The sequence below is a fragment of the Nostoc sp. C057 genome (assembly GCF_013393925.1).
GTDB lineage: Bacteria > Cyanobacteriota > Cyanobacteriia > Cyanobacteriales > Nostocaceae > Nostoc > Nostoc muscorum_A.
In genome coordinates, this window is record NZ_CP040286.1 from 1 (window position 1) to 12,296 (window position 12,296).

The following is a 12,296-nucleotide window of genomic DNA, read 5'->3' on the forward strand; positions in this document are numbered from 1 at the left end:
ATGGACGATGATACTCAAGAACTAATCGCAATTCAGCAAGAACTTTCAGGAATCAGCGAACGCCTGAGAAAGATTTTTCCGTCAACTCATCCCCAATTTGACAGCGTATTTGAAGACGTGGGTGCAGCTGGATATTACATCCGGGAAGCAGGTTATCGTCTGGAATCAGTTCTTATGACTGTTCAAGGTGATAGCGCAGGTTCTGCGAGTGATGCAGAGATTTCAGAAACTGAAATTGAGTAAACTTCAGTGGGCAAACAACGAAAGAAAGTCATCAGCAAGTCAGCCCTAACTTGGGGCGTGCAGAAATTCAAAACTCGCCGCATCGCCCTAGTACTAAAAACTTCGGCAACTTCCGCCACCCCCTCTAACAGGTGATCTGGTGATGACTCCGATTCAGCAATCAACATCGGGAAGTATGTACGGGCTAACCACTTTTCATCCTCGTCTAAGTCAGCCAAATTTTTATTACTACCGCTATTAAGACTATCTAATAGCAAGAGTAATAATTTTTTAAAGTGCTGCCAGCCCCCCCAGCGTTGGGTAAATCGGCTTACCCATCCTTGGGTAGTGTCTATGATTTTGGCGATCGCCTTTTGTCCAATTTTCTGGTGTGACTGCCAAAGCTGGGTGAACGCTTTGACGATGGCGTGTCCGGTCTGCTGATCTCGGCTACCCGCTTCGGTGCATAGAGAGCAGGCATCAACGCTTTCTAATTTGACTCCTGGTAATTCACGATCGAGGAAACTGAGATCATAGTCAGCGCAGAAGTAGAATGTTAGCTCCACATTGGGGCGACGATGAGCGCGTAATCGCCCAATCTCTTGGATGATTTCTGCACGGATCAGGTCTGTGAGATACTTTTGGAAAGCGCTGTTTTTATCTTCCAGGTTGACTGGTTCACCAGTCATCACCTGATATTGTGCGGCTAAAACACCGATGTTTTGGTAAGGAATGCCAAAACTTGCGATCGCTGCAACGTCACTAAACCGATTAACACCACGCCCATCGACAAAGTGACCGTATTCTGTGCGGCCCTCGGTTTGGGATGCAATCTGTTTCCAATCGATAATGCCAAGGTTGGGGCAGAGTTTTTTCAAGGTTTCTTTGAGGGCATTAACACGAGCGCTAAGTGGGAGGGAGCGATTTTTAGGCAATTTACCCAGCCCAGTAACGTTGACGACTTTTAAATTGTCGTAGTCTGGGCGTTGTTGCTCAATGATTAACACAGGATCATTGATCCCCAGTTTCAATTTCAACTGTTGAGATTTGAAAGTGGCATCAAGGTAAATATTAAATTTGGCAGAATTGGCCAATTCAGTATGCTTGGGATTTCGGCGGTAAATGCTGAGTACACCCCATTGAGACTGAAAACTACCATCACCTTTCCAAGCTTCCAGAAAGTCAGGCAACCAGTAATTAGGCAAGTCAAGAAACTCCCTGCCTGCCGTTCGTGCGCTGTCTTTAACTACCTTTTTGGCAGCATAACGAGCGGCAGAACTTTTTTTGAGTTGTTTATCTTGGGTAATATCAATTGAGTCCAAGTCTTCTAAGAAAGTTAAATCAGGTTCTGAGGTTTGGCGAATCGCTTCGATATCTAAGCCTGTGGGGAAAGGGGGCAGCAGCGCACGGATGCTGGCATCATCAAAGCCGTAGCGGTCAGTAGGTTTAATTTGCTGAGTAAGCAGTTGGTGTAAAACTTTTAGTGCAGGTTGCAGCTGTGATAGAAGATTTGGTTCTAACAGTAGCAGCTTGCCGACAGTAGTTTCAAAATCGCCTCGGTTCACATCAACCGAACGCACGGGCTTGATGAGTGTGCCAGCTTCTTCCCATAAACGCCCAACGGTGAAAGTTTGGTCAGCAGCATTAGTTAAGGTGACAGGGGTAGAGTCTGGGTGCGCTCTGAGTTCGGAATAATTTTGAATTGCACTGCGTTTTTGAAAGCGGAAGCCAAAACCATCACCACTAGCGAAACGGCACTGATTTTTAAGGGAACAACCGCCACAGATGGGACTAATACCGCTCTCTTCAAAATCAAGGCTGCTAAAATTCTTGTTGCGGAAGGCGTTAAATAAGTAAGTTCTGTGACAATTGCCATCAGTGTCAGCAGTCTCACCCGCTTTAGTCCACAGTTTAAAATCCTCACCTGTAGGAGTTTTGCGGGTGGGGTCAAGTTTAAAGCCGTTGTGTCGCACTGGCAGGTCAACAAAATTCGTCTCAATGGGTAGTGTGGATGGGTTTCTGTGGTTGGCATCCTGGTAAATTAGTTTATCAACGCCAAATAAGGCCGCTGTCAGTTGCCCTGCGTTGTAAGACTTACCTAGTCCTGGGTGGGAATTATCTAAGATTTGCGTCCAGCCTTTAGAAACAGCTTCCACCCAAGCGGTAATATGTTCTTCTGGCTGGCAGGAGATAGAGATATTGCCTGTAACTTCAGTTATGTACGGGATATTGCCGGGCTTGTAAATAATTACATTGGGCGAAGGCGTGTCAATTTCGGGTAAGGGCAATGGTTGTGGTGGGGCTTTAAATCCTTTAAATATCGAACTAAATGGAGCGATGCCTACGGCGGTAAACAACGCTTGCTTTAATAAATTTTGGAAGCTGCTCAAGTCCTCTCTAACTCGCCCAAGCTCCCACTCTTCACGGCTAATTACTCCTTTGTTGCCGAGGTTGGGTTCATACTGCCGTTGTGGAAACCGAAAGCCATACTGTTTTGCAATGTGAAACAGTGTGCCGATCGTAATTCCCCCACGGCGAAAACTGCGAATCTTAGCGTGGATGTTCCAAGTTGAACCCTTGATACTGGGCGACCACTGTTCTGCTATAATTTCCGCATCCGTTGCCCCATAATGGTTAACCAGTGCCATCAACACCTGACGGCATTCGTCGTAGTTACCGCTTCCTGGGGTACGTGGTGGGATGAATGAAAGCGCGTTCTGGATTAGCTGGTCAATGTCCCAGCCTTCAGTGAGGGAAATCTCACGCCATTCTTTACGCCGTGACTCAATTTCCTGGATTCGTAGCTGATACTCAATACGTTCCTGTTGCGCGATCGCTACAGCTTCCTGAATCCATTCTGCTGGTAAAGTGGCTTCAGGGTTGACTAGCGGGAATTCTGCCTCTGTGCTGCCGTAGAAAACACGGCTTGCGTCTTTACAAGCTGGGTCATGGGGCAACTGCTGCATGAGGAAGCGTGTACAAGCTTCTACAGTATCAGCGCCTTGGACATATTCGGGCAGAAGGAAAACCAACCGGAATTTGTGCCACTCTGGTTTATGACTGGCTGTGGTGTAAATTAAAGCACAGTGTTTTTTAATGAAGGGATGGGCTAGGGCTTCTTCTATGGTTAATTGGTGATCGTAAACTTTGATATAATTCCCGTTTTCGTCTTTAATCGGCTTGTCATAAGCATCACGGGCGACATCGGAATTATCGATGTCAATTAGTAGCCAGTGAGAACCAATAATATTGGCCTTACTGCGCCATTTACCACCCAATAACCCAGCACAGATAGCGTGACCTGCTTTAATATGTTCCTGGACATCGGCTAGAGTGCCCTCTACATCAATGAAGTTACCGGCCAGCTTTTTAAAGTCCCAGTCTTTGTTTCTGCCTGTGGCATTAAACGCAAACTTGATTTTATTACTAGGTATGACTGGGGGTAAAAACGCGCTATCGTAAATAGATTTTTTCCCTGATAGTGCCGTTCTTCTGCTCTCAACTACGGGGTTTGTCATTTATTAGTCACTCCTTCTAGGAAACCGCCGCTTATCAGCCATTACCTCCTCTGTTGGTACACGCCAGGGTGCTTATTGTGGGAAGTAAGGTTTGAGGGCAGCTTAAGGTTTTCAGTAGCCAAAAAAGTTTTTGACATTTTTGGACATCAAGAAATAATGCCAGATTGGGCAAAACCACTAGGCAAAACTGATCTAATTAATCTAATTAATCAGGGCTGTTTTAAGGGGCTACAACCCTTATGCAGCAAGGATTTCAAAAATGGATTGTCCGGGGATTCTAGAGTTTTTGTCCGGGGATTCTAGAGTTTTTGTCCGGGGATTCTAGAGCCTTTGTTTTAAGAACCAAAGCCTTACAGGGCAGGGCTTTAAAGCCAATTTTTTGAATTATTTTTTTTAAAACAAGACTGCAACAGAAAACCAGCCAACCACAGCCGATCATCAACTCGTAGTTGGGAAATTTAGAGTAATAATACTTAGTCTTGTATATCTAGAAGCGTTTGGATCTGGGTGGCTAGCTGTAGATTGAAGGTGCGCTCACCCCGTTCAATCAGGGAAATAAGGTTTTGAGATACGCCGAGAAAACCAGCCAGTTTCGCTTGCGACCAGCCTTTAGCAATACGTGCTTCTTTAACTTGACTGCTAGTCAAGCTGATCTGTTGTTCCTGTGTGGGCTTGGCTTTGGGCTGTAACTGTTCGACTTTGGATTTAACTTTCAATTGCGATCGTTCAACCGTGAGTTTGGACTTGGATGCTATAAGTTCCGGGATAGGGGTTGGGGGTTTGATGGTGAGTTTTGCATCCAACAGCTTATCAAGGTAGCCTTTAGGTTTCTTATGCTTGGAGTCTGGTCTTAGCTCTTCGGGGTAAGTTTCGGGGTCAAATGCAATCTGCCAGCCCAGTTTTAGTAGTAGCTTTATGGCACTATCCCAGTGCTGTTTTAAGTCATAGGCTCGGCGGCGATCTAATCGAGCTTTATCTATAATCGGCTTGGCGAATGCAATTTCTAATAGCTCCTGTAGTTTGTAATTTCCATCAAGGCGAATTCGACTATCTAATGTTAGATATATAGCCAGCCTGAGTGCGAGTTCATCATGGTAGGGATCAATTTTCAAAACTTGTTGGGCTAAGTAGCCAAACTGATATAAAGCGTCCCTTGATTTTGCTCCGGCTCTGTTCAAAAAATGTTGAGTCCAAGCACCAGGTTGAATAATTAACTGAACTTCATTAGGCTCTTCTATTTTTCCTTGCAAATTTATCTGACCATAAGGCACAACTGTAATGTTCCACATTCGGCCTACAGGGGTACTAGCATTTATTCCACCTTTTTTGTTCCTACCTTCTATCCATACTGCTTTAACTAACAAACAATCTAATGCAAACGCAGTTTTGGCTATTTCTGAGAGTTTTTTATGTTTGGGTAAATCTGTTCGCTGATCCCAACCCATATCTTTTATCAAGTCGCTGGCATTGAGAATAAATAAGCTTTCCCACGGTCTTTCCTGTTTCATTGCATAGGCAGCAAAGATTAAGTGCAGTTTTGCGCTGTTAAACCCAAATTTATCAATGATTTGTAGTGCTTCATCCCAAGGGAGCATGGAAATATCACCGGGGTTGGCAATATAATGCTCAATGAAGTTTTGGGAATCGCCCTTAGCTCTATGTTGTAAGTAGGCTATGCCATCTTCATTTTGCTTCCACAATTCTTTTTTGATTTGAGAGTCAATACTGGAAAACATAAGTGCTGCTGTTGGAATAGCTTCAAAGTCTTGGGACTTAAATAATTTTGATTGTCTAACTGTGATTGAAGGATTGGGGATAGAATTAGCTGGAGTTTCAAAATAACTTCTGTTTTCCTGACTACTATTTTTACTTTTCTCCGTTTGAGATTTGGTAGCCGGAGGATATAATTCATCTTCGGCATTTTCAAAAAAATTGTTTTCTATCTTTCTCAGATTGATGGAAGTTGTTACAGGAACTTCTTTGAAAGACTGTAACAAATGACTGCGTAAAGCTTTTAGAAATTGTTCCTGGTTAGGAAATAGAGTTGAATCAATTTCTATGATTAATTTACTGAGGTCAATGTTTTCCTGGCCTTCTTGATTAATCAAGTTGAGATTTACTATTAATGGAAGTTGAGGATTTAAATCATTCGCTGCCATAAGATAACTCTAATCGAATGAAATTTATCGGCTAGGACTGCATGGGCAATAGCAGGCGGATTTTTTGATTGGTGTATCAGTTAACCGCCATTTAATGCCAGCAAGGAAAAGTTTTTTCTGTTAATTATGTGTGTCAGCTATTTCAAGCCGTTGTTTGAGCCAGATTTGCTGCCTCCGCTTGAAAGCTTGGTTTGATAGGTTTTGTAAATACAAGGTTGTTCAGCGTTGACTGAATGCCTAAAAGTCATTATTTTGCAGTCCCCTATTTCCCTTCTAAAAGAAATAGGGGGACAGTTGGGCTGAGGCGATCGCTTTAGTAATAGCAGGGATGGCACTAAAAGTGGGTTGATGTCAGTGTTCATTTATCCTCCTTGCCTTCCTGGTCTTTCCACTCGAAATACTGGCGCAATAGGTTCTCCAGCCCCTGACTGTTATCGACACCATTTTCTACACAATAAATTTTGAATTTTTTGAGTAGGTCTTGTGGTACCAACCCTCTTACCAAGCCGTAGTTAGGATCTTTTTTCTTATCTGTCACAGTAGCAATGTGCTGATGTAGCAACTCCTGCTCCATTATTCCATGCCTCCTCTTTGAATCTCTTTTGTATCGATGTTGCGACATTGCGATATAGTGATATAGTAACTTATAGGACGCAGAAAGTCTGCAAATTTTTTAGAAGACCAAAAAAAACCCAATTGCGTCCAATCTTATTTTTTGGCATGGGCATCTGATTGCAACCATGCTCACAGTTATGTCTGCAAATGTCTTACTTAAGGACTCAAAAATATGGCTCAAGCGCGAGTTGTGATTAGGGGTGCGGCGCTGGAAAAGGGCGAACATCTTTTGAAAACTACCAAATTAGCAAGTTTAACAGAGCTAATTAATGTGATGTTTTCCAGGTACGGCAGGCATTTAGAAGCTACTTGGGAAGTTTTACCAGCCTTTGATATAGATGAACGCGATTCTTTGGCAAAATCAGTGCCCACAGTAGTTACGCAAATATCTTTACCAGCAGAAGATTTCACTTTTGATGAACCAATTAGCAGATTGTAAGCTACCCACCACCGATAGAAGCAATCAACGAACTACCTTTTGAGAGAACAATGCTTAATCAAAATCAATTACGAAGGTTAGAAGCAATAGATCGCTGGCTCAGAGAAATTCGAGATTCTGAGGAATTCAGCCAACTGGAATACTCCCCAGATGTGATGCTAGGCGACGCAATCCAAGCAGTAGGCGAACTACTTGATTTTCACGTTCCCTATGATTCCAATCCCTTGAATTTTACTAATTCAGAGTGGCATTCATATCTAGAACAAAAGCCAGTAATGCATATTCTCCGTGTGAAAACTTGGCGTGAAAAGATTTACTCATTCATACTTAATGGAGCGTCATCAGTAGCAATTGTGAGCTTGGTAACTACTAGTTTTATGGTAGTTGGTTCTATCTTTTGTCACGGCTTTGACCGGATTGAAGAAGGCAGAGGTGAGGAATATCAACCCACATGGATTTACAACGCCAAAATTTTTGAAGGAAGCGCGATCGCATCAATTGCGGTTTTCTTGGGTGCAAGCTTGACAGGCGCGTGTGTTGCGGGAGACAAGAATGATGATCGATAAACAGCTTGTAGGATGCGTAACCCTCCTAAGCAAGTCCAAAACCTACAGCATTGATGGCGCTCTCTATCGCTATCTCTATAGCAATGACAGTATCAGACACACACAATATTATTTCCGTCCTTTACCGCGTCAGTCTAAGAGCGCTGACTTAAAGCTCAATCGTGACAAGGTGCTAAGACGCTGCTACGAAGTGCCGAGCTTATATAAACAGCACACAGCAGAGATAACTAACAACTCAATACAGTTGAGTTTGTTCTAACCCTTGGTAACATCTATTACCGCGCGTCGCGGACAAAGGCTTTGGTACAAGCGCGTCAACTAGTCCAAAAGGGGCGTATTCGCGGGGGTAAACGAGAAAGTGTCAGTAAGTCTTAAAAGCTGACAAACCTTGTTATTACGTGGTTATAGCCTCGGAAAAGTAAGTTCTTCGTGATTTGTCAGATTTATTTTCCAAGGTTATTGATAGTCGTCAGCTAACTGCTCATATCAAATAACTGGATTCAGCTAATTACATACATCAAATACCTTGTACTTGTCTGGAATGGCAGTTAATTTTATACACACTTAAGCATTAACCAGGAGAAAATGTGGCGACGAAAGAGTATATAGCTAAGTATCGCCAGTTGAAACAGATTTACGAGCGCGAGTTAAACAAACAGATTGCTGATATCACTTGGTATCGAGTGGTAGCAACCTTAAAGCAACACTTCAGTTTTGAAGTACAGGCAGTTGATGCTCAAAAGATAGTTGAAGGTTTCGCTGGATTAAAACGGCGCTACGGCAGTTTTACGGGTCGTGGTGAGGGGTTTACGGAACGCTGGCAAGCATTTAGACATTTCTATGAGTTAGATGCTCACTACTCAGGCAGACAGTTTTTAGAAATTCTTGCAGACTATCTCAAAATCAATCTTTCTGACGTACCGCGCAGTACTCGTTATTACTGGTTTGAACGCGCTGGCCTTTCTTTGAGCGCTAAGGAGGGGCATCACAGCAAAGATTTAGCCCTTGTTGCGTTTGTTGCTGCTAAATGGGCAATCAACAGACGACCCCCAAGTGTGAAATCTGCAACCACCGAAGTTTTAACACTAGCCCTATAAGGAGCAATCACCATGTCTGACAAGTTTACTAACAATGTCCGCGCTCGTTTGTACAAACAGGGTTATCAAGGATTCACTAAAGATGATTACACTTTGGCTGCGATCGCTGTCGAGTGCGATGACCTTGACAATCCCACCAAAGACCAATTGAGTCAAGCCGTTGATTATCTCAAAGTCAAATCGACAAGCCAATTATCTGTAATTGATGAACCCGTTGAAGAAACGTTTCTAGTAGGGGCAGAAGATGCACAACCTGACGCTGAACTTGATAACAGTCAGCTTACGGTCGCTTCCCAAGAGATTAACAGCATCACTGTAACTAGTGAAGATAAGCGTTCCTTTGTAACAGCCCAATCATCGGCGCTGGGGTTTGAGTTAACCGAACAAGAAACATTAAGTATCGCTCTTAATGTTGACGACACTTTTACCGACTACAGCCAATTCATCAGTACTGTAACGGCTGCAATCAAGAACTACGTTGATCAGAAATTTGATGTCATTGAGCAATCATTTGAGACTAACGCCCAAGACTTGCGAGAACACGTAACCAACAGAGCTTCTAGATTGAACCAAAAGGTTAACAACTTCTCAGGAGACATCAAAGCGGATATGGGAGTCATCCGCCAAAACATTAAAAGCACCCAATTCTCAATCCTCGCAAGGCTCAAGGCGGCTCAATAGCGATAACTTGACGCTGCTTGAGTGCTTGGGTATTCGGTGGGTGAGAATGAGCTACTTCTCAAGAATTGCTGTTAGTTTGGGTGCGCTCGGTGCTGTGATTTTACCCTTGTATAGCTGGGTATATCTGCCAATGCTAGAGCAATCAAGCTATCAGCAATATCTCAAACGAAAGTCAAATATTGAGCAATATGTAAGGCGAATGGAGTATCACTGCAACCAAATATTTACCCCATCAAAGGAATATCGCTGTGAAAAGTTCAATCAAGCTAAAGAATCTGGTAACTTCCAAATCACGCCACCTAGAGCGCCAATTAAAAACTAAATTTAACGCATCTACTAACTTAGTAGTTAGAGCGCTAACAGGTGATAAATCAGCCCTAAAGCTGATAGGCCAAATGGGTAATGACGGGGCAAAGATTAGTGAATTCGCCCCACAGGTTAGAGAGCAGATGTTAGCTGCTATCAAGGGGACTGAGGACTTAAACATAGTCCTTAGCGACATCTACAAACAAGCAGGTGTTAGCGGCGAAAAGATTGAAAGAGCAGTACAGTCAGCAATTTTAGCTGATACTCATCTAGCTAACATCCTAGAAGAGATGAAGCTTGATTTCACTTCATCCAAGGAGAAAGAAGCGCTACGCCATCAACAATCAACAGACCATCTATTGCTCAAGGCGTGGGTGGATAAACACATGATGCAAGTTGATGGCGAATATAAGATGTTGCAGACAGAATTGCAAACCGACATTAGACAACAAACAATTGACCTACAACATGATAGAGAACTGGGCAAGTATTACTTAGAAATGGGTGATAACGCTCGTGATGACTTTAAACCTAAAAAGCAATATGCTGGGCGCTCGATTGTACAAAAAATCAAGGATGCCCTAATAGGTTTCTAATAACTAAACCCGTCATTAACTTTAGCCGAGCGCTGACGGGTTCGAGAAATACCTAATACAGATATGACATACGATATTGAAGAGTCACAAGAGGAAGTAGTAAGCGAAATTGCCCCAGATACCCCGTTACCAAAAGACTTAATAGAACATTTAGAGTCACGCAAGCAGCACCGCAAAGACGTTATCAATACAACTGAAAAACTGACCAGATTCTTTGTCGGTTGGTCGCTAAACTCTACGGGATTCTTTATAGCTAAATATCTCTTAATAACTGGCGGTAGCGTTAATCTCTGGCTGGCAATTTCGCTCTCATTTTCTATATGCAGCGTTGGCTCTCTCGCTGGGCTAACGGGCTTGAGAGTTAATTACAACAGTGATGGATTAGAGGTAGATAATATGCAAAATCTTATAAAAACTGCTGGGGGCTTGGTGTTTGCAGGTATCACAACTTGGTTAGCAGTCAAAGACCATCAATATTTTGAGAATTTGACTAAAGAAACAGTCACCCAGATTAGCCAAGATATCCAAACCATTGAAAAACAGAACCCGCAATCAGACCCTTGGGTAAGTATTGCAGTCGCGTTGGCTTTATTTATTGGTTCCATTGCAATTATTTTTAAGGGGCGGGAATGAAACAGGGTGTTTTCGAGTTAGCGCTGGCTGGTGTATGTGGTGTAGCCGCAATCATCGGGCTAGCAACATCGCAAACACGCCAGCCTTACGATTTAACACAGATTCAGTTCTGCCCAAGGTCAGCAAACGGCGTACACAGCCAAATAGCTTTGGATAAGCGTTTTTGCAACCAGCCGCGTTTTGTCCTGACTGAAGAATGGCAACGCTACGGATTGTATGGCAGCATCATTCCGTACAAGGGCGATGCAATTCAATGGGTGCGTGATTTGCCCACAGATAACCCTAATCAGTTGCTAGGATATGGGATTGCAGTTATTGGGCTATGGGGTGTCGTGGGTTGTTTGCTCGTTCGTTCGCAACGCCTCAAGCGCACGGATTATGAACTGGGCGAACTCGAAAAGACTGGCGACTATGCAACTTGGCAGCATAATAAGTACAAACGTGAAATTAAGCAGCATTCGACCCAGCTTTACACTGAACGCTTGAAAGATGGATTAACTGACCTAGACGTTCATTCTCGTAAAGAATTGGGGCTAACCGATGAGGAAAATGAACGCGCTAAGGCTCGAATTCAGTTAGAGGACTTTATGAAAGCCCGTGCTGTTAATCATTCAGTGATGGATAAAACCATTGCTGAGAATTTGCGAGACAGGGCGAAAGCTGACCAGGAACGCAGCAAGATTGAGGGTAAAACCAAGAGCGCGATCGCAAATGACAATCATCCTTTGACTGACCAGCGCCTCATCAGTGATTTAATCGAAGCGCTCAAGAATCATGAGGATGGTTGGCTGTGGAAGATTATCGACAATCAAAAGCCCGTTTGGGTGCTAGGAGAAGCGGGAAGCGGTAAATCAACCCTAGCAGCTTCAATTGTCATGCTCAGAGAATATCTGTTTGATATGCCTTTGTATCAGCTGATAGACGCGCACTCCGGGGAAAATCTCAGAAACGCATGGAGATACTTAAGCCCTCAGTTGATAGCGCAAACAGAAGAAGAGATTGGACTTGCTTTTGATGATGCCCGTTCACGCTGGTTAGACAGAATTAATAATCAACCCAACAAGCAACCGCAACAGTTACTAGTTGATGAATTCACTAATTATTCTGAGTCTGATATCACCAAGGAACCTGCTAAAAAGTTTGTTAAAGCATCTCTTAGTGACCCTAGAAAAGCTGAAGAAAGATTAGTCTGTATTGCCCATTTCTTCACTAATACCGCCGTTGGTGGCAGTGATGGAACTGCTAAAGGTAGAAGTAGAGGAACTATTCAAATTGACCGCAAAACCGCCGATGGCAAGACACCTTTAAAAGTTGCGACAGTTAACGGTTTAAACAATTCCGAAGGGGATGCAGAAGTAGATAAAAAGGTGACAATTCCTGGTTGGTTGACTCCCGAAAGCATTCACAAGCATTTTAACGGTCAGCCAATTGATTTTGATGCGTAAATTTATGCGCTTGCTGAGG

General features: G+C 43.3%; 13 protein-coding genes. 10 read left to right on the forward strand and 3 right to left on the reverse strand.

Features of this window, described 5'->3' with window-relative positions; genetic code table 11:
- Positions 1-243, forward strand: a complete 243-nt coding sequence (locus FD724_RS40455; RefSeq protein WP_218651554.1) for a hypothetical protein — start codon at positions 1-3, stop codon at positions 241-243.
- Here FD724_RS40455 and FD724_RS34195 read toward each other — a convergent pair.
- The 3 genes from FD724_RS34195 to FD724_RS34205 form a co-directional block, all read right to left on the reverse strand.
- Entirely contained in the window at positions 183-3,740 is a 3,558-nt protein-coding gene (locus tag FD724_RS34195; protein ID WP_179076139.1) for a PriCT-2 domain-containing protein, read from the reverse strand. The two genes, FD724_RS40455 and FD724_RS34195, sit on opposite strands and share 61 nt — an antisense overlap.
- A gap of 473 nt (positions 3,741-4,213) precedes the next feature.
- A complete protein-coding gene (locus FD724_RS34200) occupies positions 4,214-5,899 on the reverse strand; it encodes a helix-turn-helix transcriptional regulator (RefSeq protein ID WP_179076140.1) in 1,686 nt (561 codons plus the stop codon).
- Between the two features lie 358 nt (positions 5,900-6,257).
- On the reverse strand, positions 6,258-6,473 hold the full coding sequence (locus FD724_RS34205) for a hypothetical protein (RefSeq protein WP_179076141.1): 216 nt from the start codon (positions 6,471-6,473) through the stop codon (positions 6,258-6,260).
- 213 nt (positions 6,474-6,686) lie between these two features.
- On the opposite strand from FD724_RS34205, the gene FD724_RS34210 reads away from it, so the two are divergent.
- The 9 genes from FD724_RS34210 (at position 6,687) to FD724_RS34250 (ending at position 12,277) form a co-directional block, all read left to right on the forward strand.
- The gene (locus FD724_RS34210) at positions 6,687-6,953 is read left to right on the forward strand and encodes a hypothetical protein (RefSeq protein ID WP_069071944.1); all 267 of its coding nucleotides are present in this window, start codon (positions 6,687-6,689) and stop codon (positions 6,951-6,953) included.
- A gap of 50 nt (positions 6,954-7,003) precedes the next feature.
- A complete protein-coding gene (locus FD724_RS34215; RefSeq protein WP_179076142.1) occupies positions 7,004-7,519 on the forward strand; it encodes a hypothetical protein in 516 nt (171 codons plus the stop codon).
- A complete protein-coding gene (locus FD724_RS34220) occupies positions 7,506-7,778 on the forward strand; it encodes a hypothetical protein (protein WP_256874686.1) in 273 nt (90 codons plus the stop codon). The genes FD724_RS34215 and FD724_RS34220 overlap by 14 nt, the downstream gene beginning before the upstream one ends.
- Before the next feature lie 328 nt (positions 7,779-8,106).
- Positions 8,107-8,616 (forward strand): hypothetical protein, encoded by a 510-nt coding sequence (locus tag FD724_RS34225; protein ID WP_179076143.1) that lies wholly within the window; start codon positions 8,107-8,109, stop codon positions 8,614-8,616.
- Between the two features lie 12 nt (positions 8,617-8,628).
- The gene (locus tag FD724_RS34230) at positions 8,629-9,297 is read left to right on the forward strand and encodes a hypothetical protein (RefSeq protein ID WP_179076144.1); all 669 of its coding nucleotides are present in this window, start codon (positions 8,629-8,631) and stop codon (positions 9,295-9,297) included.
- A 46-nt stretch (positions 9,298-9,343) separates the two neighbouring features.
- Positions 9,344-9,619 carry a hypothetical protein gene (locus FD724_RS34235; RefSeq protein WP_179076145.1) on the forward strand — a complete coding sequence of 92 codons (276 nt, stop codon included), beginning with the start codon at positions 9,344-9,346 and terminating at the stop codon, positions 9,617-9,619.
- A complete protein-coding gene (locus tag FD724_RS34240; RefSeq protein ID WP_179076146.1) occupies positions 9,546-10,199 on the forward strand; it encodes a hypothetical protein in 654 nt (217 codons plus the stop codon). The genes FD724_RS34235 and FD724_RS34240 overlap by 74 nt, the downstream gene beginning before the upstream one ends.
- A 63-nt stretch (positions 10,200-10,262) precedes the next feature.
- Positions 10,263-10,832: a hypothetical protein gene (locus FD724_RS34245; RefSeq protein WP_179076147.1), complete on the forward strand. Its 570-nt coding sequence runs from the start codon at positions 10,263-10,265 to the stop codon at positions 10,830-10,832.
- On the forward strand, positions 10,829-12,277 hold the full coding sequence (locus tag FD724_RS34250; RefSeq protein ID WP_179076148.1) for a hypothetical protein: 1,449 nt from the start codon (positions 10,829-10,831) through the stop codon (positions 12,275-12,277). The genes FD724_RS34245 and FD724_RS34250 overlap by 4 nt, the downstream gene beginning before the upstream one ends.
- Positions 12,278-12,296 lie beyond the last annotated feature (19 nt).